The sequence below is a fragment of the Mesorhizobium sp. 2RAF45 genome (assembly GCF_052115225.1).
Taxonomy (GTDB): domain Bacteria; phylum Pseudomonadota; class Alphaproteobacteria; order Rhizobiales; family Rhizobiaceae; genus Mesorhizobium; species Mesorhizobium jarvisii.
Genome location: NZ_JBFRGG010000003.1, coordinates 417,568 through 442,742 on the forward strand (window position 1 = coordinate 417,568; position 25,175 = coordinate 442,742).

The window sequence follows — 25,175 nt, forward strand, 5'->3', positions numbered from 1 at the left end:
TTTGTTTTGGCGCAATTCCCAAGGGAAAGCGCTACGCGCTTTTCCCGGGAAAACCGCACACTTTTTCTGGAATTGCTCCAGCCAGATACCGAGGTGGCGGCCCCGCCTCCGGCAGGCCCGCCACTTCGACGTTCATGTCATCGGCATCGCGGCTCAGCCATTGGCGAACGGCACGGCGACATAGATCTGGCTGCCATCGCGTTCGATCAAAAGCAGCACCGACTTGCGGCCCGACTTGCTCGCCTGCGCGATCGCCTGCGTGACCTGCCTGGCGCTCTTCACCGGGGCCTGGTTGACGGCGACGATGACATCGCCGGGCTGAATGCCGGCAGCAGCGGCCGCCTTGTCGGGATTGACGCGCGCAACCACCGCGCCATGCTCATTGTCGGCGAGGTTCATTTCCTGGCGAATGTCGGGCGTGATGTCCATCAGGCCGAGGCCGATCGCCGGTGCGCGCGAGCCCTGCTCGGCGCTCGGTGCGCCGGAATCGTCGGTCGATGCCGTCTTAACATCGTCGCTGTTTTGCCCGACGTTGACGGAAATCTGCATCGCCTTGCCCTTGCGCCAGACATCAAGCGTTTCCTTGGCGCCGGGCGCGACATCGGCCACGGCCCGCGACAGATCCTTGGGATCCTTCACGTCCTGTCCGGCGAAGCCGGTGATGACGTCGCCGGCCTCGACTCCGGCGCTGGCGGCGGGCGAGCTGTCATTGACCTTGGAAACCAGCGCGCCGCCGGGGTGATCGAGCCCGATGGCGCTTGCCACGTCCGGCGTCACCGACTGGATCTCAACGCCGAGATAGCCGTACTGGATGGAACCGTCCTTCATCAGCTTGGCGACGACCTTTTGCGCCTGGTCCGACGGGATGGCGAAGCCGACGCCGACACTGCCGCCATTGGGCGAATAGATCGCCGTGTTGATGCCGACGACATTGCCGTTCACATCCACAAGCGGGCCACCGGAATTGCCATGGTTGATCGGCGCGTCGATCTGGATGAAATCGTCGAACGGCCCGCTATGCAGGTCGCGGCCGCGTGCCGAAACGATGCCGGCGGTGACCGTGGTGCCGATGCCGAACGGATTGCCGATCGCCAGCACCTGGTCGCCGGTCATCAGCCTGTCGGAATCGCCCCATTTGACCGTCGGCAAGGGCTTGTCGGATTTGATCTTGAGCACGGCAAGGTCGTTCTTGGCATCGCGGCCGACGAGCTTGGCGGGAAGTTCGGTACCGTCATCGAGCGTCACCTTGATCGAAGAGGCGCCGTCGACGACGTGGTTGTTGGTGACGATGGTGCCGTCGGCGCTGACGATGAAGCCGGAACCGAGCGCTTCGGCCCGTTGTGCCTGCTGAGGCGGCGTCTGCGGAGCGGGCATGCCCTGGTCACCGAAGAACTGGCGGAAATACTGGTCGAACGGCGAATTGCCGAGAGGCATGCCGTCATCGGCGCCTGCCGGCTGGGCCTTCATGATGGTGGTGACCGTGACCACTGCCGGCTTGTCGGCCGCCACGATCGGCGCAAAGGAGCCGTTCGGGGCCGTTATTCCGGCGACTGGGGTCTGGGTCGTCGCGACAATCTTGCTGACGCCGGTACTGTTCGCGCTCTGGGCGAACGAGACGACGACGGGGGAGATGATCAGCGCAGCGCCCAGCAGGGCGGCGACGCGATGCCTACGAAGAATACCAAGAGGTGACATGGTCGTTCTGTCCGGGCGAGAGTTGATCGGGCGCCGCGGGCACCTTGGGAGAAGCGCCCGCCGGCGTGTCGACGACCGGATTGCCTGTCTCGCCGTACATGGCGGCCGGCCGGATCGACACCGAGGTATCTAGGGTGCAGATCGGCCCGAATTAGGGTTTTCGGCCGACCTTACGAAGATTTAATTCAGGGAGCGCTTACGGATCGTCATGCCGGCGCAGATAGTCGGCCGCAATCTCGCGCATACGCTTGCCGTCGAAGCTCGGCCCGTGGCCGCCATGGCCGATGCGGATCGGCAGGTCGAGCAGGCGCTGCATGGTGCTGGCATAGGCGGCCCGATCGGAATCCGGCAGCGTGTCGATCAGTGTGTCGTCGTAGATGGCATCGCCGCTGAAGAACAGCCCGTCGGCCTCGTCGAAAAGCGCGATCGAATCCGGCGAATGCCCGGGCAGATGCAGCACGCGCAATTGCCGGTCGCCGAGATCGATCACGTCGCCCTCATCAAGCGTCCGCGTCAGCGGCGCCGAGGGGATCTTGTAGTCGGCGGCCTTCCAGCCCGGCGCCGGCAATTTCGACACGGCGCCTTCGAGATCGTGGAACATGTAGGCGTAGGTCGCCGCCTCATCCATGCTTTCGAATTGCGCCGCACTCATCTTCGGCCCGGCCCGCCACGCAAATTCGTGCAGCGAGCCGACATGGTCGAGATGGATGTGGGTGGCGACGACCAGCAGCGGTTTGCCTTGCGGCGTCTCGATCTGCGGCGCCAGCGGGCAGATGCCCATCCCGGTGTCGACCAAAAGGTCGGCGTCGCGGCCGCGCAGATGCCAGATGTTGGCGCGCACATAGTCATGCACGAACGGCTCGGTCAGCATCGTCGTCCTGTCGTCGACGATGCTCTTGCTGAACCACTCCGGCATCACTTGTGAGCCCGGTATCAGGTGGAAGCCTGACATCAAACGAAAGGCTTCCCGACCTTGTACTTTTCCGGCACCAGCCGCTTGAGATAGGCCATGCCGGCCTCCGACAGCTGGTTGACGTCGGGCTTCATGAAATTGTCAGGCATGTGGCGGGTCTTGCCGGCGACGTTCTTCAGCGGCACCTTCTTCAGAACGGTCTTTGCGCCGTCATATTGCAGCGCCACGGAGCCGCCGCCCTGTTCGGCGACGGACACGGCGAAGGCGCCGGCATCGAACGCCTCTTGTCCGTCGACGGCGCTGATGGCGCCGACATAGCCGCGCGGCATGTAGCCGAGCGCGTCGACGCGGGCCCGCTTGCCCGGCAGGCCCTCGGCCAATGCGCGCTCGAGAGCTGCCGGCAGGTCGCTGCCCGACAATTTGACGTTGCCATGCGCGTCGCGCTCGAGCTTCTCCGGCGCTACCAGGCTTTCGACCAGCGCCTTGCCGTCGGCGGTGCTCACCCCTTCCGACACGGCAACGATGCAGCGCTTGTGGCGGTCGAGCGTGGCACGCACATCGTCGATGAAGCCCCCGGCCGAGAATGGCCGTTCCGGCACGTAGACCAAATGCGGGCCGCTGTCGGGATCGAGCTGCCAGGCAGCCGCCGCGGCCGTGAGAAAGCCGGCATGCCGGCCCATCACGATGCCGACATAGATGCCGGGCAAAGCGCGGAAATCGAGATCGACCGAGAGGAAGGCGCCGGCGACGAACTCGGCCGCCGAGATGAATCCCGGCGTATGGTCGTTCTCCTCCAGATCATTGTCGATGGTTTTGGGCGCATGGACGAAAGCGATCGAGCCGCCGGCGGCATCGGTCAGGATCTGCTGCGTGCCCGACGTGTCGTTGCCGCCGATATAGATGAAGGCGTCGGCGCCGGCCTTCTTCAGGCCGTTGAGGATGACATCGCAATAGGCGGCATCCGGCTTGTCGCGTGTCGAGCCGAGGGCCGCGCTTGGCGTTCCGGCGATCAGCCGCAGCCGATCCTCGGGAATGGCCGAAAGGTCGACATAATTGCCGTCACGGATGCCGCGCACGCCATGGATGGAACCCAGCACCTTGGCGCCGGGATGCCGCTTGCGGATCTCCAGCGTGGCGCCGACCACCGTCTGGTTGATGACGGCGGTCGGGCCGCCGCCTTGTGCGATGACAAAAGTTCCGGCCATTCCTGACGTCTCCCGAGCGATGGTTTTCAAGGCACCTTGGCCTGTCTTGCCGCGTCACGCAACGGGAGAGTCTTGAGCATGATCCCGAAAAGTGGAAACGGGTTTTCGGGAAAAGTTCATGCGCGAACAGGAAGATGGAAGCGGCCGCCTGAGCCGCCCAAAACGATCACATGACGACGACCGGGTTTTTCTTCGAAACGCGGCTGTAGAGGTCGATGATGTCCTGGTTGATCAGGCGCACGCAGCCAGACGACATCGCCTGGCCGATGCTCCACCATTCGGGCGAGCCATGGATGCGGTAGCCGGTATCCTTGCCGTCCTGGTAGATGTAGAGCGCGCGCGCGCCGAGCGGGTTGGTGAGGCCGCCTGGCTGGCCGCCCTGCCACTTCACCAGTTCGGGCTTGCGCTGGATCATCTCCGGCGGCGGCGTCCAGGTAGGCCATTCCCTGCCATACTGGATGTTGGCGCGGCCGGACCAGCGGAAGCCGTCCTTGCCGATACCGACGCCATAGCGGATGGCGTCGCCGCCCGGCTGGACGAGATAGAGCATGCGCTCCTTGAGATGGACGACGATGGTGCCGGGCGCCTCGCCGGTCGTGTCGACGACGATCTGGCGGCGGAATTCCGGCTTGACCTTCAGATACGGCACTTCAGGCACGTTGAAACCATTGTCCGTCAAGGCGGCGTACATCAGGTCGGGGCTGGTGATATTCCTGTCGACGCTGATCGCCGGCCGCATCGGCGGCACGGAACCGGTGACCGTATTGTCGAGTTCGAGCGCCGGCATGCCGCCGCCGGACGTCGAGCAGCCGGCCGCGCTGAGCAGCGCCAGCGCGCCTGCCCCGGACAGGATAGCGCGGCGGGAAAGATGATGATCGGTATCGATTGCGTCGCCGTATCGTGGCGGCGTCGGACCTTGCGGCAACTCACGCATATACCCAAACCCTACGCTGTCGGCGGGAAGCACGGTCCGGCCGGATAGCGGGCATTTTCATCATTCATGGTTGATAAAGCGTGAATGCCTTGCGCTGCCTGGATTTGCGCCTGGCCTGGCGGCACCTGACCGTGCCGAATGAACTGGCAACCGGGCGTTCCTGCACAAAAAGACCCAGGCCGGGTCATAATCCCGGCACCGGTCTTTCCTACCCATCGGGCGATCAGCGAGGGGCCTCCATGTGCAAGACGTTAAAAACCGACATCACGCTTTTTGCCGCTGCCATTGTCGCGGCCGCATTGGTTCTCGGTGCCGATGTCAGCCTGGCCGATATCGTGAGCACGCTGAGCGGCGCGAACTGACGCCGACCTGCCTTTGGCGCAATTGATGGCGCGGCAATTCCAAGGAAAGTGCGTGGCGGTCTTCCGCCCGGATTTTCGTAAAAACAAAAATCAGGCCTCTTTACATTGCCCCTGGGCTGAGGATTTATCCGTCTCCTTAACCCAAGGGAGACAGACATGTCCTTCGAGAACTGGGCCGCCTTCGCCGCCGCGTCTACCATCCTGCTCATCATTCCGGGGCCAACGATTCTGCTGGTCGTGTCCTATGCGCTGGGCCAGGGCTGGCGTACCGCTTTGCCGATGGCGGTTGGCGTGGCACTCGGCGATTTCACCGCCATGACCTTGTCGATGCTCGGCATTGGCGCGCTGCTCGCCGCTTCGGCGACGGTCTTCACCATCTTGAAGCTGATCGGCGCCGGCTATCTGATCTATCTCGGCGTAAAGCTGTTCCGCGCCGGCGGCGCGCTGAAGGCCGAGCCGCGCACCGACGTGGTGTCTTCGGCCAAGATGATGGCGCATGCCTGGCTGGTCACCGCGCTCAACCCGAAAAGCATCACCTTCTTCGTCGCCTTCCTGCCACAGTTCCTTGACCGGCACGCCGATTTCTGGACGCAGATGCTGATTTTCGAGACGACTTTCCTGGCGCTCGCCTTCGCCAATGCCTTCGGCTATGCGCTGGTCGCGGCCCGCGCCCGAAACGTCGTCCGCAATCCCAAGGCGATCCGCATCTTCAACCGCACCGGCGGCACGCTACTGGTCGGCGCCGGCATCGCCACGGTGGCGATGCGTTCGGGGAACTAGGCGACCCTTTATTCCACCATCCGAACCGGAACCGGTTTCGGATGGTGGTTCACCACTTCACGCTGATGCCCACATTGCCTCGAGGATGCGGCGCTTGTCGCCGCCCAGATTGGTCGTGTAGTCGCCGGTGGCGAAGAGGCTGACCTTGTCGGTCACTTTGGCGACCACGCCGCCGCCGAACTCGAAGGAGGTCGACCGGCCCTCGGTCGAGATGTCGGTGGTGTCGAAATTGACATGGCTGGTGCCGCTGAAATCGTGCCAGATGTTGGCTTTGAGGTAGGGTTGCAGCGCCATGCCGTTGATGGTGGTCTCGCCCTGCAGCCGCGCACCCAGCCGGCCGCTGACGCTGTCGTTGGTGTCGAAGGAAACCGACGAGAAGCGGTCGTTGGTGTCGTCGAGCGACAGATGCCGCCAGACCAGTTGCGCCTGCGGTTCGAGCGTCCAGCCCTGCGCCAGCGCGATGGGATAGCCGCCTTCCAGCGAAGCGGTGACGCCTGTTCCGCCGACATCGATGCCGATGTCGCGCGACGATGTCGCGTGGCCGCCGAAGAACGTGGCCATGAGGACGCCGTCAAGGTACCAGCCGCTTTGGCCGATCCGGGTCCAGTAACCGCCGACGCTGGTGCCGGTGACGTTGAGGCTGCCGACGGACAGATCGTTCCATCCCAGCGCCTGGCCGCGCAAATCGCCCTTCATGCTGGCATAGGCGACGAACAGGCCGGCGCGATCGATTCCGCCCGAGGTGGTGTCGCGGCCGAACACGTCGAAACCCGCCTGGAGGCCGAACAGCGTGCCGTCGAAGGAGGGCGACACCGTTCCCGACCAGCCCATCTTGGCGTCCTGGCCATAGATGCGGCCCCAGACCGGCGATAGCTCGGGGTTCGACAGCAGGCTTTGCTCACCCCGCCGTTCGTGGAAGGTGCCGAGCGTCGTCATCGCCAGGTGTTCGGCCACCGGCGGCAAGGCCGAATAGACCGGGACCTCGATGCGGTAGAGCGGGATCACGGCTGCCTGCACCGCGGTCGCTCCGGGTGTCGGCGGCGCCGGCTGGACAGGCGGCGGGCCGGGCAGTGTCGGCACCGGAAGCGCCGGCGCTTCGGTCGGCACCACCGGTGGCGGCGGTGGCGGATCCGCCGGAGGCGCCGGTGGCGGCGGCGGCGGCGGTTCGGGTTGTGGGTCGCTGGCCTGCACGGGCGGTGTCGGGTCGAGCGGCGGATTGTTGATGTCGCCCTCGCTCGGCGGTGGCGTCGGCGGCAGTTCGGATGGCGGCGGGGGTGGCGGCTCGGCCGCCGGCGGCACCGGTTCCACCGGCGGGGAGGGCTCGACCGTCGGCGGCGCCGCGGCCGGCGTCGTCGGTGTTATCAGCGTCGAGCGCAGATACCAGTTCTCCTCGCTGCCGGCGCTGACGCCGCCCTTGAACAAATAGTATTCAAAGGCGCCGGCGGCGACTGGCCCGTCGAGCGCGAAGGTCGAGGCGCCGGAAGTGGCGCCGTTGACTGCCTGGACGAGCATGATGCCGTCCTGAGCGGTCGCGGCACCCGCGCCGCCGGCGTTGACCACGGAAATGCCGGTCGAGCCGGAAGCCGTGCCGCCCGAAAGCACCAGCCTGTCGGACGCGGAAGAATCGTCGCCGAGTTCGGTCTGGACAAGCAGCACGCCGCCGGCGCCGACATAATTGCCCGAAATCGTCAGCCGATCGGTTGCGCCTGTGGTGCCGTTGGTCAGGTCGATGCGCCCGGCATTGGTCACTTCCGCCAACTGGCCTGCCGTGAGGGCCTGGATCGTCGCGTTGAAGCCGCCGCCATAGAGCGTGCTCGAAGCATCGACGCTGAGCGAGCCCGTGCCGGTGCCGCTGTCGCCGAGCTTGAGATTGCCGTCGAGCAGCAGCTGTGTGTCGTTGGTGGCGCTGATGCTTTCCCAGTTCTGGACTCTCCAGCTTGACGTTGTCGAAGGTCAGCGCATCGGTACCGAGGCCGCCATTCAGGGCATCCGTGTCGCCGAGATTGGCGTTGGTGAGGTTGCTGAGCTTGGCGGTATCGTTGTCGGCGCCGAGATCGACGGCGCCATAGATGATGCCGCCGCCATTCCAGACGAAACTGTCGGAGCCAAAGCTCATCAGCACATCGCCGCCGACCGTGCCGCCTGATATCGTCACGCTATCATTGCCGCCGCTGACGCTGATGTTGCCGCCGATCGTGCCGCCCGAGAGGATGATGGTGTCCTGGTCGAAGCCGGTGACGAGGTTGCGGTCGATGGTGCCGCCGGACATGTTGAAATAGTTCTTGTCGAGCTTCATGTTGACCCGGCCGATGCGGCCGCCGGTCATCACCGCGTTGTCGCCATCGTCGAAGAAATCGACGATGCGTCCGCCCGTCATGGTGAATGTGTCCAGTCCGTCGCCCTGGTTGAGCGATCCGATCTGGCCGCCGCTCATGTTGAAATCGTCGATGCCGGCGCCCTGCTGGACATTGCCGGAGACGGTGCCGCCGCCGATCGTGAAGAAATCCGTGCCGTCGCCCTGGTTGACCGTACCGGTAATGGTGCCGGACTGCATGTCGATGCGATCCGTACCGGCGCCGAAGGTGACGTTGCCGCTCACCTGCCCGGTGCCGCCGGCGGGAAAGGTCAGCGTGTTGTCGCCGCTTGTATCGGTAAGGCCGCCGCCCGAATCGCCGCTATCGCAGGTGAAGGTGGTATTTCCAGCCGACGGAACCAGCACGCAGGCCGCCAGGGCCGCGGAATTCGGCAGCAACACAAGCGTGGTAGTTGCAAGTAAGCTAATAAACCATGGATGGATTTGCCGTGGTTTTCGCCACAACAAAGAAATCGACTCATCAACGTTTTCCGAACGGCTGTTCGGACGCTGTATTTCAAAATGCCGCATCGCGTCCCCTCTCAGATCGCGATTACAAGCCCTTCGCCGCGCCGCAATGAAGCCACAATTCGTTCGATTTTACAAAGCCTAATCTGCATTCCATGGTTGATGAACTGCAAAGGCTGCTGGCATAGACCTTATGCAGTGCACGATTGGCACGTCCGTGGCCCATGATTTAAGATCGCCTTGGCCCGAAGGGTCCGGGGCTTGTTCCAGGTCGATCAGAGGGATGTTGCATGGCAATCAGGGACACATTCGGCCTGACATTTTCGGGCGCCACCGAAGCGGGGTTCACGCCCTACAGCCAGGCCGTGCGTGAACTGCTGTGCTTCATCGGCGATCCCGTCGCTTCCGTCGACAGTGCCATATCGGCGGATCCCGGTTTCGTCATGGCGCATGTCTTCAAGGGCTATCTCTTCGGCCTTGCCACCGAGCGCGACGCGACGGCGGTGGCCAGGGCTTGCCACGAGGCGGCGCTGCCGCTTGCCGCGACGGCGCGCGAAGCGGCGCATGTTCTGGCCCTCGGCCACCTCGCCAACGGGCGCTGGCATGACGCCGCCAGGATCCTCGAGGATATCGCCATCCAGACCCCGCTCGACGCGCTGGCGCTGCAGGTCGGGCACCAGATCGATTTCTTCACCGGCAATGCCCGCATGCTGCGTGATCGCATCGCCCGCGCCTTGCCGTCATGGCAGAGCGGCATGCCGGGCTACCACGCCATCCTCGGCATGCAGGCCTTCGGGCTGGAGGAAATGGGGGACTATACCAGGGCCGAAAAGCTTGGTCGCGCGGCGGTCGAGATCGAGCCGCGCGACGGCTGGGCGCAACATGCGGTCGCCCATGTCATGGAAATGCAAAGCCGGCAAAAGGACGGTATCGCCTGGATGCGCGCCAATCCCGAAGCCTGGACAAAGGAGAGCTTCCTGCAGGTGCACAATTGGTGGCACCTGGCGCTGTTCCACTACGATCTCGGCGAGATCGACCAGGTGCTGGCGCTCTATGACGGACCGATCTATGGCACGCCATCGGCGATGGCGTTGAACATGGTCGATGCGTCGGCAATCCTGTGGCGGCTGCATCTCGGCGGCATCGATGTCGGTGACCGCTGGACGGCGCTCGCCGCCAATTGGCCCAAGGCCGGCGCCGGCGATTATGCCTTCAACGATGCGCATGCGATGATGGCCTTCGTTGGCGCCGGGCTCGACGGACCCGCCCTTGCCTTGCTCGAGGCGCAACGCGAGGCGATGCATGGCGGCGGCGACAACGTCGCTTTCACGCGGGATGTCGGCCATCCACTGACGCTGGCAATCAAGGCGTTCGGCGAGGGCAACTACAGCGAGGCCGTGCACCTGATCCGGCCGATCCGGGCGATCGCCAACCGCTTCGGCGGCAGCCACGCACAGCGCGACGTCATCGACCTGACGCTGATCGAAGCGGCCTTGCGGGCCGGTGACCGCGCGCTCGCCGGGGCGCTCACGGCGGAGCGTTCGATGGCGCGGCCGGATAGCCCGCTGTCTGTGCTGCTTGCGCGACGCGCGGCCGATTTGTCAGAGAATTGACCGCAAGCCGATCTTGCCTTAAAAACTGCTCAGCCAGATTTTTTCGAGATCCGAAAAAAATAATTGGCATGGGAGGATGATATGTATCTCGGCCTCGACCTGGGCACGTCGGGCGTCAAGGCGATGCTGATCGATGCCGGACAGACCGTCGTCGGCTCCGGCCATGGTTCGCTTGACGTTTCGCGGCCGCATCCCGGCTGGTCCGAACAGGACCCGTCCCACTGGATACGCGCCTGCGAAGACGCGATCGCCGAACTCAAGGCTTCGCACCCCAGGCAGTTCGCGGCGGTGAAAGGCATCGGCCTGTCCGGCCAGATGCACGGCGCGACCTTGCTCGATGCGGCTGATCATGTGCTGCGCCCCTGCATCCTGTGGAACGACACGCGCAGCCATGTCGAGGCAGCAGCGCTCGACGCCGATCCGCGCTTCCGCAAGCTCACCGGCAACATCGTTTTCCCCGGCTTCACCGCGCCCAAGCTCGCCTGGGTGAAGAACAACGAACCCGCCGTCTTCGCCAAAGTGGCCAAGGTGCTGCTGCCGAAGGATTTCCTGCGGCTTTGGCTGACTGGCGACCACATTTCCGAAATGTCGGACTCAGCGGGCACGTCCTGGCTCGATGTCGGCAAGCGCCGCTGGTCGGCCGAATTGCTGGCGGCAACATCGCTCGACGAGAAGCAGATGCCGTCCCTGGTCGAAGGCACCGAGAAGGCCGGCGGTTTGCGCAGCGAATTGGCATCGAAATGGGGCGTCGAGGCCGGCATCCCGATTGCCGGTGGCGCCGGCGACAATGCAGCCTCGGCCTGCGGCATGGGCACGGTCGGCGCTGGCCATGCCTTTGTCTCTCTCGGCACGTCGGGCGTGCTGTTTGCCGCCAACGCGTCCTATCTGCCCAACCCGGCAAGTGCCGTCCACACCTTCTGCCATGCGCTGCCCGACACCTGGCACCAGATGGGCGTCATCCTGTCGGCGACCGATTCGCTCAACTGGCTGTCGGAGATCACTGGAAAGGGCGCGGGTGAACTGACCGCTGAACTCGGCGACGCGCTGAAGGCGCCGACCGGTGTATCCTTCCTGCCCTACCTCTCGGGCGAGCGCACGCCGCACAATGATTCCGCCATTCGCGGTTCCTTCACCGGGCTGGCGCATGAATCGAGCCGGGCAGTCCTGACGCAGGCGGTGCTCGAAGGCGTCGCCTTCGCCTTCCGCGACAGTCTCGAAGCCCTGAAGACAGCCGGCACCACATTGACGCGGGTGACGGCGATCGGCGGCGGCTCACGCTCGCGCTACTGGCTGAAATCGATCGCCACCGCGCTGCAGGTGCCGGTGGATATTCCCGCCGACGGCGATTTCGGCGCCGCCTTCGGTGCCGCCAGGCTCGGCCTGATCGCGGCGACGGGTGCCGATCCGCTGGCCGTCTGCTCCGCCCCAAGGACGGATGCCACGATCGAACCGGATGCCAAGCTCGGCGGCGCCTACGCCGATGCCTATCATCGCTACCGGACGCTCTATCCGGCAATCAGGGGTGCCACGGCGTGAACGATTTCTCGCCCACGCCGCGACTTCCGGCCTCACTGCGCCGGGACCTTGTCGAGGAAGCCGGTGATGCTCTTCAGGCGGCCGTTTTCGATGACGCCGATATCGGTGCCTTCGATGACCGAAGGAACGCCTTCAGGCCCGAGGTTCCAGGAGAAGCGGATCTTGTCGGCGAAGCCGTCCGGCGTGCCCTTCAGCGAGAAGCGGAAGCCGGCAAAGCGTTGCTGCACGCCGTCGATCAGCGCCGCGACACCGTCATGGCCGTCGCCCTGCATCAGCGGATCGCGATAGCTGACGTCTTCGGTGAACGTGGCCTTCAGCAATTCGGCGCGACGGCTGGCATCGCTTTCGTTCCAGGCGGTGATGTAGCCCTCGGCGATTTTGTTGAGGTCGGTCATGGTCTGTCTCCTTCGTTGAGTGGCTTTGACGCAACCCTTTTCACCCCACGGCAGTGCGAAACCAATTACGCCTGAGGTAATCAAGGCGAATTACCTGAGGTAATCAGGGCGAACTATTCGAGAGAGGACAGAAATCATGAGCAGCGGATTTTTCGGCGACATTCAGAAGATCAAATATGAGGGGCCGGATTCGACCAATCCGCTGGCCTACCGCTTCTACAATCCTGACGAGGTCGTCGCCGGCAAACGGCTGGAAGACCATCTTCGCTTCGCCGTCGCCTATTGGCACTCCTTTGCCTGGCCGGGTGGCGACCCGTTCGGCGGCCAGACCTTCGATCGCCCCTGGTTCCCCAAGGCCGGCGGCATCGACACGATGGAACTGGCGAAGCTCAAGGCCGATGTTGCGTTCGAGATGTTCTCGCTGCTCGGCGCGCCCTATTTCTGCTTCCACGACGCCGATGTCCGGCCCGAGGGCAAGGACTTTTCAGAAAGTGCCGCCCGCCTCGACGAGATCGCGGACTATTTCGCCGGCAAGATGAAGCAGACCGGGGTCAAGCTGCTCTGGGGCACGGCAAACCTTTTTTCGCATCGCCGCTTCATGTCGGGCGCCGCCACCAACCCCGATCCGGATGTCTTTGCCTATGCGGCGGCGACGGTGAAGAGCTGCATCGACGTCACCAAGCGGCTGAAGGGTGAGAACTATGTGCTGTGGGGCGGGCGCGAAGGCTATGAGACGCTGCTCAACACCGACCTTGCCCGCGAGCAGGAACAGGCCGGCCGCTTCCTCAGCCTCGTCGTCGACTACAAGCACAAGATCGGCTTCAAGGGCACCATCCTGATCGAGCCAAAGCCGCAGGAGCCGACAAAGCATCAGTACGACTATGACGTCGCCACGGTCTATGGCTTCCTCAAGCGCTTCGGCCTGGAGAAGGAAGTAAAACTCAACATCGAGCAGGGCCACGCCATCCTCGCCGGCCATTCCTTCGAGCACGAGCTGGCGCTCGCCAATGCGCTTGGCGTCTTCGGTTCGATCGACATGAACCGCAACGACTACCAGTCGGGCTGGGACACCGACCAGTTCCCCAACAACGTGCCGGAAATGGCGCTGGCCTACTACCAGGTCCTGCAGGCCGGTGGTTTCAAGACCGGCGGCACCAATTTCGACGCCAAGTTGCGTCGCCAGTCGCTCGACCCGCAGGACCTGCTGATCGGCCATATCGGCGGCATGGATTCTTGTGCGCGCGGCCTCAAGGCCGCGGCCCGCATGGTCGAGGACAAGGCGCTGTCGGCGCCGCTGGCCGAGCGCTATGCCGGCTGGAACACGGCAGAGGGCAAGGCAATGCTGTCGGGCAAGCGCACGCTCGAGGACATCGCCGAGCGCGTGGTCAAGAAGAAGATCGAACCGCAGCCGCGCTCCGGCCGTCAGGAATTGCTGGAAAACATCGTCAACCGCTACGTCTGAGGGCGGACGCTGGACAGACAGCTGCCCGATGTGGCCGAAAGCCGCCGTGATCGCCTTTTGCTAATCCGCTCTTCCTAAGGGAGATGACGATGGCAAACGGGCGGATCACGGTGCGCAAGGCGCAGGCGGGCGACGTCGCAGCCTTGACACAGGCGCTGCGGGAAACCTTTGAAGGCACCTGGCTGCCGCACGTCACCCAGGCATCGGCGCGGCGCTATGTCGAGACCGACACGTTCAACGAGCGCACCCGCAATGTCTACAAGGCGGTCGGCTACATCCGAAAAAGACCGCTATCCCGATGATGAATGGGACAGCGGCTTCGCCACCGTGCTGTTCGTGAAACGGCCCGGCTGATCTTCCTGACTCGGGTTTTGGCGCGCGGAACGGCTTTGCGCCGAAGCGCTCATCCGGCGACAAGGTTTTGCCCTTGGCCGCCCCTCAATGACCTCGCTCTTGCCTTCAAACTGCCGTCACGTATCTCGTATAAGAGGGGCCTGTGGCGGGTGAAAAGGAAGGAGGCGAACCGATATGCAGCACGAACGCGAAATCGACGCCCTGCTCTCATCTGGGGAGACCGGATCGATCATCGACCGGCTGATGGCGCTGCCGCGGCCGACCGACGACGTGAAAAACCAATGGGATCGCGCCGTCAGCAACCGTTTTGAAGTCCGGCTGGTGAGACAGATGCGCTCGCAGATCGACGCCGGCAGCGATCGCCAGAACGCTGCTTGATTCCCTGAACTGACTTAGCCCCGGCGCAACCTGACCGGGGCTTCGCCAAAAGCTCTTGAAAACGCTCTGGAAAATGCCGCGGCGGACGAGAATCCCGTCCGCCCGGCAATATCCGCCATGGCCACGCGCGTGTCGACCACCAGCCGGCGCGCGGCCCCTAGCCGCAGCCTCAGATAATAGGCGCCCGGCGTCTCGCCAATCGACTTGCGGAAGATGCTTTCCAGGGTGCGCGCCGTCACGCCGGCACGCTTGGCTATTGCTTCGATGGTCAGCGGCTGATCGACATGCGCTTCCATCAGCCGGATGGCCTGCGCCAGGCGTGGATCGTAGCCATCGAGCCGACCAAGCGAGACCAGCGGTTGCGCATCCGTCGCCACGCGCGCCTGATCGTAGATGAATGCGCTTGCCACATCGAGCGCAACGGCCATGCCGAGCCGGGTGCGAATCAGGTGCAGCATCAGGTCCAGGGTCGGTGATGCGCCGCCCGTGGTGAACACCGGCCCATCGATGATGTATCGATCGGGGCGCACGTCTACGCCGGGAAAGGCCGACGAAAAATCTTCCATGTCTTCCCAATGGGTGGTGGCGCTGCGCCCTTCCAGCAAGCCGGCGCGCGCCACCAGCCAGGTGCCCGCCTCGACGCCGCCGCAGGCGCGGGCCGACCGCGCCGCGCGGCGCAGCCCGGCGAGCAAGGCAGACGTGGCATAGTTCTGCGTGCCGAAGCCCGCGACCACGACCAGGACATCGGTTGGTTCCGTCGCATCGAATCGGCCGCTGACCGCCACGGGCAGGCCGCATGTCGTGACCGGCGCCTCCCCGGTTACCGAAACCAGCTTGAAGTCGAACAGGGTTTCGCCGGCGATGCGGTTGGCGGCGCGCAGCGGATCGACGGCGCACGCCACGCACATGATGGATGCCCCGGAAAACACCAGCAACGTCACCTTGAGCGGCGACTGCTCGGCGCGAAAGATTGTCGTTTTTTCGTTTTTTGGCATGCAGCCTTCGTAAAGCGCAAAACAGTCGCGTGCAAGTCGCGCAATGCTTTGCTTCTGTTTCGATTGGGAGGAGAATTCCATGCCGCTTGCGATGAACCGTGAGGTCTTCATTACCTGTGCCGTGACCGGATCCGGCGGTTCGCAGGATCGCTCTCCGCATGTGCCGCGTTCGCCCAAGCAGATCGCCGATTCGGCCATCGACGCGGCCAAGGCCGGCGCGGCAATCGTCCACTGCCATGTCCGCGACCCTGAGACCGGCAAACCCAGGCGCGATGTGCATCTCTACCGCGAAGTGACCGAGCGCATCCGCGACGCGAATGTCGACGTGGTGCTCAACCTCACCGCCGGCATGGGCGGCGACATGGTGTTCGGCTCGCCGGAAGCGCCGCTTCCGCTCAACGAAAAGGGCACCGACATGGGCGGCGCCACCAACCGCATGGAACATGTGCGCCAGTGCCTGCCGGAAATCTGCACGCTCGACTGCGGTACCATGAACTTCGCCGAAGCCGACTATGTCATGACCAATACGCCCGGCATGCTGCGCGCCATGGGCGGCATGATGACGGCGCTCGGCGTCAAGCCGGAGATCGAGGCTTTCGACACCGGCCACCTCTGGTTCGCCAAGCAACTGGTCGAGGAAAAGGTGCTTAACCCCGATGCGCTGGTGCAGCTCTGCATGGGCGTGCCGTGGGGCGCGCCCGACGATCTCAACACCTTCATGGCAATGGTCAACAATGTGCCGTCGACCTGGAATTGGTCGGCCTTCGCCATCGGCCGTAACCAGATGGCCTATGCCGCCGCGGCCGTGCTCGCCGGCGGCAACGTCCGCGTCGGTCTGGAAGACAATCTCTGGCTCGACAAGGGCGTGCTGGCCACCAACGCGCAGCTGGTCGAGCGCGCCGCCAGCATCGTCACCAATCTCGGCGCCCGGATCTTGGGGCCGGAGGAAGTGCGCAAGAAGCTCAACCTGACCAAGCGGGCGCCGATCGCAGCCGCGGCGTAAAACGGGGTCTGATCATGGCTACCGTCAAGTTCACCGCGATGAAGGATGGCGACAGGGACGATTACGAGTTCCTGACCGCCCATGAAATCGACTATGCCGCCAAAACCGGCGAGCGGCTGCTCGACGCGCTGGTCCAGCTCGACGAGGGGCTGTCCGGCTACAAGATCACCCGGCTCGGCCATTCGCTGCAGGCGGCGACGCGCGCCTGGCGCGACGGCGCCGACACCGACTGGATCGCCTGCGCGCTGCTGCATGATATCGGCGACATCTACGCGCCCTACAATCACGACGAATACGCCGCTTCGATCCTGAAGCCCTTCGTGCGCGAGCAATGCACCTGGGTGGTGGAAAAGCACGGTGACTTCCAGCGGCTCTACTACGCCCATCATCTCGGCGGCAACCGCCATGCGCGCGATCGCTTTGCCGGCCACGCCTATTTCGACGATTGCGACCAGTTTTGCGAGCGCTGGGACCAGTCGAGCTTCGATCCCGATTACGAGACGCTGCCGATCGACTTCTTCCGACCCTTCGTGCTCGAGGTCTTTGCCCGCAAGGCTTACGACCCGGCCGTGATCCGCGCCGGCGAGCGCGTGCCTCTCGTCGATCCCGAAACAGCCAGGACAAGAACCGGAGCTTCCGCGTGAGCATCATCAACAAGGCGGCCGCCATTGGCGGCGGTGTCATCGGCGCCGGCTGGGTGGCGCGGTTGCTGCTCAACGGTATCGACGTGTCGATCTTCGATCCCGATCCCGAAGCCTCGCGCAAGGTCTCGGAAGTGATGAAGGGCGCGCGCCGCGCCTACAAGCAGATGGTGCCCGGCGGCTTGCCGAAAGAGGGCAAGCTCACCTTCGCCAAGACCATTGCCGAGGCGGTCGCCGATGCCGATTTCATCCAGGAAAGCGTGCCGGAGCGTCTCGATCTCAAGCACAAGGTGCTGGCCGAGATCGACGCCCATGCGCCGGCCAACGCGATTGTCGGCTCCTCGACCTCCGGCATCAAGCCGACCGACATGCAGGTGGCGATGAAGAAGCACCCGGAGCGGCTGGTCGTCGGCCATCCGTTCAACCCGGTCTATCTCCTGCCGTTGGTCGAAATCGTCGGCGGCGAGCAGACCTTTCCCGAGGCCATCGAGGTCGCCAAGGAGATCTATGCCTCGATCGGCATGAAGCCTGTCGTCATCCGCAAGGAGATCGAGGCCTTCGTCGGCGACCGCCTGCTGGAAGCAGCCTGGCGCGAGGCGCTGTGGCTGATCAAGGACGGCATCTGCACGGTCGAGGAACTCGACGACATCATGCGCTACGGTTTCGGCCTGCGCTGGGCGCAGATGGGCATGTTCCAGGTCTACCGCGTCGCCGGCGGCGAGGCCGGCATGCGCCACTTCATGGCGCAGTTCGGGCCGTGCCTGAAATGGCCGTGGACCAAGCTGATGGACGTGCCGGAATTCAACGACGAGCTGGTCGACCTGATCGCCACCCAGTCGGACGACCAGGCGCATGGCCTGTCGATCCGCGAGCTGGAAAAGATCCGCGACGACAATCTTGTCGCGATCATGGATGCGCTGTCGAAGCAGAACAAGGGCAAGGGCTGGGGCGCCGGCGCGCTGCATAAGGATTATACGAAGCAGCTGGCCAAGCTGGCGGCGAAGAAGCCGACGGCTTCCACGGCCGCCGAGAAGGCCAAGGCCTCCAAGCCGGTGAAGAAGGCGGAGAAGCCGAAGAAAAAGAAGAAGGGCTGAGGCCATGGATTTCGGTCTTTCGGAGGAACAAAAACTCATCGTCGAGACGACGCGCGCCTTCGTCGAGAACGAGCTTTATCCGCATGAGCGCGAGGTCGAGCGCACCGGCGTGCTGCGCCGCGAGCTGATCGAGGAGATCAAGGCCAAGGCGATCGAGGCCGGGCTCTATGCCGCCAACATGCCGGCGGACGTCGGCGGCGCGGGTCTCGATACGGTGACCTGGCTGCTCTACGAAAAGGAACTCGGCCGCGCCAATTATGCGCTGCACTGGACCTGCGTCGCGCGGCCTTCCAACATCCTCCTGGCCGGCACCCCCGAGCAGCGCGAAAAATATCTGTTTCCTTGCATCCGTGGCGAGAAATGGGACTGCCTGGCGATGACCGAGCCTGGCGCCGGCTCCGATTTGCGCGGCATGAAGGCGTCAGCCGTGCAGGACGGCGATGACTGGGTGCTCAACGGCACCAAGCATTTTATCTCTCACGCCGATCTCGCTGATTTCGCCATCGTCTTCATGGCGTCCGGCGAAGAGGATTCGCCGCGTGGCAAGCGCAAGAAGATCACCGCCTTCTTTGTCGACAAGGGCACCAAGGGTTTCACGGTGCGCGATGGCTACCGCAACGTCTCCCACCGCGGCTACACCAACGCCATCCTCGAATTCGACGATTGCCGGCTGCCGGCAAGCCAGGTTCTCGGCGAAGTGCACAAGGGCTTCGATGTTGCCAATTCCTGGCTGGGCGCCACGCGCCTGCAGGTTGGCGCCACCTGTCTCGGCCGCGCCGAGCGGGCGCTCGGCCATGCGGTGGAGTATGCCGCGCAGCGCCAGCAATTCGGCCAGCAGATCGGCAAGTTTCAGGGCGTGTCGTTCAAGCTCGCCGACATGGCGACCGAATTGAAGGCCGCCGACCTCATGGTCTTCGAAGCCGGCTGGAAGTACGATCAAGGCACCGTCACCGACCAGGACATGGCCATGGCCAAGCTGAAGGCCACCGAAATGCTCGCATACGTTGCCGACGAGGCGATCCAGATCCATGGCGGCATGGGGCTGATGGACGACCTGCCGCTGGAGCGCATCTGGCGCGACGCTCGCGTCGAACGCATCTGGGAGGGCACGTCGGAGATTCAGCGACATATTATTTCGCGGGCGCTGCTGCGTCCGTTCGGTGCTTAGAGCATGATCCCCAAAGCCGAGATTCGGTTTTGTCGGGCAAACGAGATCGTTTGTCCTGAGATGCTCAAACGAAAAGATGACCATGCATAAACTCGAACGTCTCCTGCGCCCGAAATCGATCGCCGTCTTCGGTGGCGTGCAGGCCGCCGCCGTCGTCGCGCAATCGATCAAGATGGGTTTTGCCGGCGAGATCTGGCCGGTGCACCCGACCAAGGACGAGGTTGCCGGACGTAAGGCCTACCGGTCCGTCGCCGATCTGCCCGGCGCGCCGGATGCCGCCTTTGTCGGCGTCAACCGGCATCTGACCATCGAGGTCGTCAAGGCGCTGGCCGAACGCGGCGCCGGCGGCGCCGTCTGCTTTGCCGCCGGCTTCCTCGAGACCGAAGCCTATGACGATGACGGCGAGCGGCTGCAGGCCGAATTGGTCTCGGCCGCTGGCGAGATGCCGATCATCGGGCCGAATTGCTACGGCCTGATCAACTATGCCGACGGCGCGCTTTTGTGGCCTGACCAGCATGGCGGCATCCGGCTGGAGGAGGGCGGCAAGGGTGTCGCCATCATCACCCAGTCCTCCAACATCGCCATCAACATGACGATGCAGAAGCGCGGCCTGCCGATCGCCTTCCTGATGACCGCCGGCAACCAGGCGCAGACCGGCCTCTCCGAAATGGCGCTCGGCCTGATCGAGGATGAGCGGGTGACATCGCTCGGCCTGCACATCGAGGCCTTCGATTCGGTAGCCGGCTTCGAGCGGCTGGCGGCGCGCGCACGCGAACTGAAAAAGCCTATCATCGCCATGAAGGTCGGCCGCTCCGAACAGGCGCGGCAGGCGACCGTTTCGCACACCGCCTCACTGGCCGGCTCGGACGCGGCCTCGGGTGCCTTCCTGAGGCGGCTCGGCATTGCGCGCGTCGATTCCATCCCCGCCTTCATCGAGGCGCTGAAGCTGCTGCACATCACCGGGCCGCTGCCCGGCTACAGGCTGTCGTCGATGAGCTGTTCGGGCGGCGAGGCCTCCGTCATGGCCGACAGCGCCGAAGGCCGCTGGGTCAATTTCCCGGTTCTGACCGAGAGCCATCGCGCCCATGTCAAGTCGACGCTCGGGCCGCTGGTCGCGGTCGCCAATCCGTTGGACTATCACACCTTCATCTGGAACAACGAGCCGGCGATGACCGCCACCTTCACCGCCATGGTGTCGGGCGGTTTCGACCTCAACATGCTGGTGCTCGACTTTCCGCGCCCCGACCGCTGTTCGGTCACCGACTGGTGGGCGACGCTGCGCGCCTTCGAATCGGCGCTGAAGACCAACAGGGCGCATGGCGCGATCGTCTCCTCGCTGCCGGAGAACCTGCCCGAGGAATACACCGCCGAACTGATGGCGCGCGGCATGGTGCCCTTGTTCGGCATTTCCGAGGCCATGGATGCCGCAGGTGCAGCGGCCTTCATCGGCTGGGCATGGGCTGAACCGCAGGCGCAGCCGGTCGACACATCCGCTGCAGGTGCTGCCGGCGGTGAGCATGTCACGCCAGACGAAGCCGAAGCCAAGGCGCGGCTGATCAAGGCCGGGCTTCCGGTGCCCAAGGGCGAGCGCGCCGGCAATGCGGTCGAGGCGGTGATCTCCTCGATGGCGCTCGGCTTTCCCGTGGCGCTGAAGGCGCTGGGCGTCACCCATAAATCCGAGGTCGGCGCCGTCCGGCTCAATCTCAAGGACGCCGAATCCGTCAGCACGGCGGCGCATGATCTGCTGCCGCTCGGCACCGGCCTCTATGTCGAGCGCATGGTGCGCGACGGCGTCGCCGAACTGATCGTCGGCTTCACCAGGGATCCGATGTTCGGCGCTGTCATGACACTGGGCACTGGCGGCGTGCTGGTCGAATTGCTGCGCGACAGCGTCACGCTGATGCTGCCGGCGACCCGCGACGACATCGAGGCGGCTTTGCGCGGCCTGAAGCTGTTCCCGCTGCTCGAAGGCTATCGCGGCCGGCCGAAGGCCGATGTCGCGGCCGCCATCGACGCCATCGCGGGCATTGCCGGCTTCGTGCAGAAGAATGCCGGCGAGATCGAGGAACTCGACATCAACCCGCTGATCGTCTGCGTCGAAGGCAAGGGTGCCTGGATCGCCGACGCGCTGCTGGTGCTGGGAGAGAACAAGAATGTCTGACGTCATTTCGACGCGCCGCGAAGGCTCGATCCTCGAGGTCACGCTCGACCGGCCCAAGGCCAACGCCATCGACCTGAAGACTTCGCGGCTGATGGGGCAAACCTTCAAGGCGTTCCGCGACGATCCGGAACTGCGCGTCGCCATCGTCAAGACAGCCGGCGACAAGTTCTTCTGCGCCGGCTGGGACCTGAAGGCCGCCGCCGGCGGCGACGCGGTCGACGGCGACTATGGCGTCGGCGGCTTTGCCGGCCTGCAGGAATTGCGCGACTTGAACAAGCCGGTCATCGCTTGCGTCAACGGCATGGCGGTGGGTGGCGGCTTCGAACTGGCGCTGTCCTGTGACCTCATCTACGCCTCTGACCACTCCTCTTTCGCGCTGCCCGAAATCCGTGCCGGCACGCTGGCCGACGCGGCGACGATCAAGCTGCCGAAGCGCATTCCCTATCATGTCGCCATGGACCTTCTGCTCACCGGCCGCTGGATGGATGTCGCTGAGGCGCATCGCTGGGGCCTGGTCAACGAAGTGCTGCCCAAGGAAAAGCTCGAGGACCGCGTCTGGGAGATCGCCCGCCTGCTCGCCAGCGGCCCGCCGCTGGTCTTCGCCGCGATCAAGGAGACCGCGCGCGTGGCCGAAGCGCTGACCTTTCAGGACGCCATGAACAAGGTGACGCGCCGCCAGTTGGCGACCGTCGATGCGCTGTATGGGTCGGAAGACAATATGGAAGGTTTCCGCGCCTTCGCCGAAAAGCGCGATCCGGTGTGGAAGGGGAAGTGACTCCGCGGAGATGACAGCGCGAAGCACCCCCCTCTGCCCTGCCGGGCATCTCCCCCGCAAGGGGGGAGATCGGATGTTATCTCTGCTTTCGCCAATCACAGGCGCCGCAAGAAAAGCGCCGCGATCAAAGTTGCTAATCTCTCCCCTTGCGGGGGAGATGTCCGGCAGGACAGAGGGGGGTGACTGGGCTCGACCTTTGCAGTCGGCGTGTCCAGCATGACCGATTACACAAAACTCATCGACGCAGAGACCTGGGCCTTCATCGAGCGGACCAATTCCTATTATCCGCCCGATACGATCGACTACACGATCGCGCAGCAGCGCGAGATCTATGACCGTATGTGCCGGGAATTCTTTGCCGGCTATCCCCAGGGCGTGACGGTCGAAACCTCGGCCATTGCAACACCAACGCACAATATCCCGATCCGCACCTACCGAAGCGCCCCGCAACCGGCGGCGACAGTGCTCTACATCCATGGCGGCGGCTTCATCCTTGGCGGGCTGGACAGCCATGACGACGTCTGCGCCGAGCTCTGCGCCCGCACTGGCTACGAAATTGTCTCCGTCGATTACCGGCTGGCGCCGGAGCATCTGCATCCGGCCGCCTTTGACGACGCCATGAGCGCTTTCGCATGGGCTGCCTCCACCCACGACCGACCCATCCTGCTTTGCGGCGACAGCGCCGGCGGCAATCTCTGCGCCGCCACTGCGCACGCAACGCGCGGCCATGCGAAACGGCCGGCAGGCCAGGTGCTGATCTATCCCGGCCTCGGCGGCGACCGCTCGAAGGGTTCGTATGTGACACATGCCGAAGCGCCGATGCTGACCATGCGCGATCTCGAATTCTACAAGCATATCCGCACCGGCGGGCAGGATCGCAGCGGCGATGCCACGCTGGCGCCGCTTGCCGACACCGACTTCGCCAAGCTGCCGGCGACAGTGCTGGTCACCGCTGAGTGCGACCCGCTGTCTTCGGACGGCGAGGCCTATCGTGACCGCATCGTCGCGGCAGGCGGGCGGGCCACCTGGTTCGAGGAACCGGGTCTGGTGCACGGCTATCTCAGGGCCCGGCACACGGTCGGGCGCGCCCGCGAAAGTTTCACGCGGATCGTCGACGCGGTCGCCGCACTTGGACGAGGCGCCTGGCTCTGGTAAGCGGTTTCCCGTCTCACCACGGGCCATGGTAACGTCGTTTCACGCCACCGAGCGTCCCGCCGCTCGGCCGGCGCTGCGGCCGGAGAAGATGCAGCCGCCAAGGAACGTGCCTTCCAGTGCGGCATAGCCGTGCACGCCGCCGCCGCCGAAGCCGGCCGCTTCGCCCACCGCATAGAGCCCGGGTACTGGTTGGCCATCGGCGCCCAGCACGCGGCTGTCGAGATCGGTCTGCAGGCCGCCCAGCGTCTTGCGGGTCAGGATGTTGAGACGCACCGCGATCAGCGGGCCGTTTGCCGGATCGAGCATCTTGTGCGGCTTGGCTGTACGGATGAGCTTGTCGCCGAGATAGGCGCGGGCGCCGCGCAGCGCGGTGATCTGCATGTCCTTGGAGAACGGATTGTCGAGTTGGCGATCGCGGGCTCGGATCTCGCGTTCCACCTGGGCGACGTCGAGCAGCGGCTCGCCGCCGGCCAGCGCGTTCATGCGCGTCACCAGCTTCGAAAGGTCGGCCTCGACGATGAAATCCTCGCCCTTCTCCATGAACGCTTTCACCGGACCCGGAATGCCCGACGTCGCGCGGCCGAGCACCTGGCGCCAGCTCTTGCCGGTGAGGTCGGGATTTTGCTCGGAGCCCGACAGCGCGAACTCCTTCTGAATGATCTTTTTGGTCAGGATAAACCAGGAATAGTCGAAGCCGGTGCTCATGATGTGGCTGAGCGTGCCCAGCGTGTCGAAACCGGGATAGAGCGGCACCGGCAGGCGCTTGCCGCGCGCGTCGAGCCAGAGCGAGGACGGGCCGGGCAGGATGCGGATCGCATGGTCGGTCCAGATCGGCGCCCAGTTTCTTATGCCCTCGACATAGTGCCACATGCGGTCGCGGTTGATGATCATGCCGCCGGCCGCTTCGGTAATCGCCAGCATGCGGCCGTCGACATGGTCAGGCACGCCGGTGATCATGCGCTTGGGCGCCGTTCCCAGCCGCTTCGGCCAGTTTTCCCGCACCAGCTGGTGGTTGGCGCCGATGCCGCCGGAGGCGACGATCACCGCTTGCGCGTGAAGCTCGAAATCGCCCGATATGTCGCGCGAGCTCTTGTGGCCGCGCTCGACGGTGCTGGGTTCCAGGATGTCGCCGCTCACACCGGTCACGACAGCGCCAGTGCGCGTCAGTTCGTTGACCCGGTGGCGGAACTTGAAGCTGACCAATCCGCGCTTCTGCGCCTCGCGCACGCGCTGGACAAAGGGCTCGAGAACACCGGGGCCGGTGCCCCAGGTGATGTGGAAGCGCGGCACTGAATTGCCGTGGCCGATGGCATTGCCGCCGCCGCGCTCGGCCCAGCCGACGACGGGAAAGAATTTCAGGCCGCGCTGCAGCAGCCAGGAGCGTTTCTCGCCGGCGGCGAAACCGACATAGGCTTCCGCCCATTTGCGCGGCCAGAAATCCTCCGGCCGGTCGAAAGCGGCCGTGCCCATCCAGTCCTCGAGCGCCAGATCATGCGAATCGCGGATGCGCATGCGCCACTGCTCGGGCGAATCGACGAGGAAGAGCCCGCCGAACGACCAGAACGCCTGTCCGCCCAGCGACTGCTCCGGCTCCTGGTCGACGATGATGATCTTCTTGCCGGCCTCGGCAAGCTCGGCGGCGGCAACCAGCCCGGCAAGGCCGGCGCCGACAATGACCACGTCCGCATCGTCAGCCATTTTTCCTCCCCGAATTGGCCGGCTACTTTATTGCAAA

Annotated in this window: 21 protein-coding genes and 1 pseudogene; 14 read left to right on the plus strand and 8 right to left on the minus strand. The window is 64.6% G+C overall.

Going from position 1 to position 25,175, the window contains the following annotated elements; all coding sequences use genetic code 11:
• Positions 1-153 precede the first annotated feature (153 nt).
• The 4 genes from AB4Z43_RS11475 to AB4Z43_RS11490 form a co-directional block, all read right to left on the minus strand.
• The gene (locus AB4Z43_RS11475) at positions 154-1,695 is read right to left on the minus strand and encodes a DegQ family serine endoprotease (protein WP_441937487.1); all 1,542 of its coding nucleotides are present in this window, start codon (positions 1,693-1,695) and stop codon (positions 154-156) included.
• A 196-nt stretch (positions 1,696-1,891) separates the two neighbouring features.
• Entirely contained in the window at positions 1,892-2,611 is a 720-nt protein-coding gene (locus tag AB4Z43_RS11480) for an MBL fold metallo-hydrolase (RefSeq protein ID WP_441937759.1), read from the minus strand.
• A 35-nt stretch (positions 2,612-2,646) separates the two neighbouring features.
• Positions 2,647-3,813 (minus strand): diphosphate--fructose-6-phosphate 1-phosphotransferase, encoded by a 1,167-nt coding sequence (locus tag AB4Z43_RS11485; protein WP_441937489.1) that lies wholly within the window; start codon positions 3,811-3,813, stop codon positions 2,647-2,649.
• A gap of 166 nt (positions 3,814-3,979) precedes the next feature.
• Positions 3,980-4,747 (minus strand): L,D-transpeptidase, encoded by a 768-nt coding sequence (locus tag AB4Z43_RS11490; RefSeq protein WP_441937491.1) that lies wholly within the window; start codon positions 4,745-4,747, stop codon positions 3,980-3,982.
• An 80-nt stretch (positions 4,748-4,827) separates the two neighbouring features.
• Here AB4Z43_RS11490 and AB4Z43_RS11495 point away from each other — a divergent pair, with 80 nt between their 5' ends.
• A complete protein-coding gene (locus tag AB4Z43_RS11495) occupies positions 4,828-5,109 on the plus strand; it encodes a hypothetical protein (protein ID WP_167470444.1) in 282 nt (93 codons plus the stop codon).
• Positions 5,110-5,265: 156 nt separating this feature from the next.
• Positions 5,266-5,889: a LysE family translocator gene (locus tag AB4Z43_RS11500; RefSeq protein ID WP_019862631.1), complete on the plus strand. Its 624-nt coding sequence runs from the start codon at positions 5,266-5,268 to the stop codon at positions 5,887-5,889.
• Positions 5,890-5,938: 49 nt separating this feature from the next.
• Here the strand turns inward: AB4Z43_RS11500 and AB4Z43_RS11505 are convergent.
• Positions 5,939-8,773 (minus strand): annotated as a pseudogene (locus AB4Z43_RS11505) (autotransporter family protein).
• 227 nt (positions 8,774-9,000) lie between these two features.
• Here AB4Z43_RS11505 and AB4Z43_RS11510 point away from each other — a divergent pair.
• Complete coding sequence (locus tag AB4Z43_RS11510) at positions 9,001-10,323, plus strand: tetratricopeptide repeat protein (protein ID WP_019862632.1); 1,323 nt, start codon at positions 9,001-9,003, stop codon at positions 10,321-10,323.
• An 81-nt stretch (positions 10,324-10,404) separates the two neighbouring features.
• Positions 10,405-11,859, plus strand: coding sequence for a xylulokinase (gene xylB / locus AB4Z43_RS11515; protein WP_441937494.1), 1,455 nt, complete (start codon positions 10,405-10,407; stop codon positions 11,857-11,859).
• A gap of 32 nt (positions 11,860-11,891) precedes the next feature.
• Here xylB and AB4Z43_RS11520 read toward each other — a convergent pair whose 3' ends face one another.
• A complete protein-coding gene (locus AB4Z43_RS11520) occupies positions 11,892-12,254 on the minus strand; it encodes a nuclear transport factor 2 family protein (RefSeq protein ID WP_019862634.1) in 363 nt (120 codons plus the stop codon).
• Between the two features lie 136 nt (positions 12,255-12,390).
• Here AB4Z43_RS11520 and xylA point away from each other — a divergent pair, with 136 nt between their 5' ends.
• The 3 genes from xylA (at position 12,391) to AB4Z43_RS11535 (ending at position 14,448) form a co-directional block, all read left to right on the plus strand.
• Entirely contained in the window at positions 12,391-13,716 is a 1,326-nt protein-coding gene (xylA, locus tag AB4Z43_RS11525; RefSeq protein WP_038651459.1) for a xylose isomerase, read from the plus strand.
• A gap of 89 nt (positions 13,717-13,805) precedes the next feature.
• Positions 13,806-14,018 (plus strand): hypothetical protein, encoded by a 213-nt coding sequence (locus AB4Z43_RS11530; RefSeq protein ID WP_223217824.1) that lies wholly within the window; start codon positions 13,806-13,808, stop codon positions 14,016-14,018.
• Between the two features lie 226 nt (positions 14,019-14,244).
• Positions 14,245-14,448, plus strand: coding sequence for a hypothetical protein (locus AB4Z43_RS11535; RefSeq protein WP_019862638.1), 204 nt, complete (start codon positions 14,245-14,247; stop codon positions 14,446-14,448).
• Between the two features lie 14 nt (positions 14,449-14,462).
• On the opposite strand, the gene AB4Z43_RS11540 is transcribed toward AB4Z43_RS11535, so the two are convergent.
• Positions 14,463-15,443 (minus strand): GlxA family transcriptional regulator, encoded by a 981-nt coding sequence (locus AB4Z43_RS11540; protein WP_064985393.1) that lies wholly within the window; start codon positions 15,441-15,443, stop codon positions 14,463-14,465.
• Between the two features lie 79 nt (positions 15,444-15,522).
• Between AB4Z43_RS11540 and AB4Z43_RS11545 the strand changes: the two genes are divergently transcribed.
• From AB4Z43_RS11545 to AB4Z43_RS11575, 7 genes are all read left to right on the plus strand, one after another.
• A complete protein-coding gene (locus tag AB4Z43_RS11545) occupies positions 15,523-16,446 on the plus strand; it encodes a 3-keto-5-aminohexanoate cleavage protein (protein WP_032933947.1) in 924 nt (307 codons plus the stop codon).
• 14 nt (positions 16,447-16,460) lie between these two features.
• Positions 16,461-17,090 (plus strand): HD domain-containing protein, encoded by a 630-nt coding sequence (locus tag AB4Z43_RS11550; protein WP_019862641.1) that lies wholly within the window; start codon positions 16,461-16,463, stop codon positions 17,088-17,090.
• Complete coding sequence (locus AB4Z43_RS11555) at positions 17,087-18,181, plus strand: carnitine 3-dehydrogenase (protein ID WP_019862643.1); 1,095 nt, start codon at positions 17,087-17,089, stop codon at positions 18,179-18,181. Before AB4Z43_RS11550 ends, AB4Z43_RS11555 begins: the two co-directional genes overlap by 4 nt.
• 4 nt (positions 18,182-18,185) lie before the next feature.
• Positions 18,186-19,349: an acyl-CoA dehydrogenase family protein gene (locus tag AB4Z43_RS11560; RefSeq protein ID WP_019862645.1), complete on the plus strand. Its 1,164-nt coding sequence runs from the start codon at positions 18,186-18,188 to the stop codon at positions 19,347-19,349.
• An 82-nt stretch (positions 19,350-19,431) separates the two neighbouring features.
• Positions 19,432-21,510 carry an acetate--CoA ligase family protein gene (locus tag AB4Z43_RS11565; RefSeq protein WP_027047642.1) on the plus strand — a complete coding sequence of 693 codons (2,079 nt, stop codon included), beginning with the start codon at positions 19,432-19,434 and terminating at the stop codon, positions 21,508-21,510.
• Positions 21,503-22,285 (plus strand): carnitinyl-CoA dehydratase, encoded by a 783-nt coding sequence (locus tag AB4Z43_RS11570; RefSeq protein ID WP_032932615.1) that lies wholly within the window; start codon positions 21,503-21,505, stop codon positions 22,283-22,285. The genes AB4Z43_RS11565 and AB4Z43_RS11570 overlap by 8 nt, the downstream gene beginning before the upstream one ends.
• A 216-nt stretch (positions 22,286-22,501) precedes the next feature.
• Positions 22,502-23,440 carry an alpha/beta hydrolase gene (locus AB4Z43_RS11575; RefSeq protein ID WP_441937499.1) on the plus strand — a complete coding sequence of 313 codons (939 nt, stop codon included), beginning with the start codon at positions 22,502-22,504 and terminating at the stop codon, positions 23,438-23,440.
• Positions 23,441-23,479: 39 nt separating this feature from the next.
• Here the strand turns inward: AB4Z43_RS11575 and AB4Z43_RS11580 are convergent, their stop codons facing one another.
• Positions 23,480-25,138: an FAD-binding dehydrogenase gene (locus AB4Z43_RS11580; RefSeq protein ID WP_441937501.1), complete on the minus strand. Its 1,659-nt coding sequence runs from the start codon at positions 25,136-25,138 to the stop codon at positions 23,480-23,482.
• Positions 25,139-25,175: the final 37 nt, after the last annotated feature.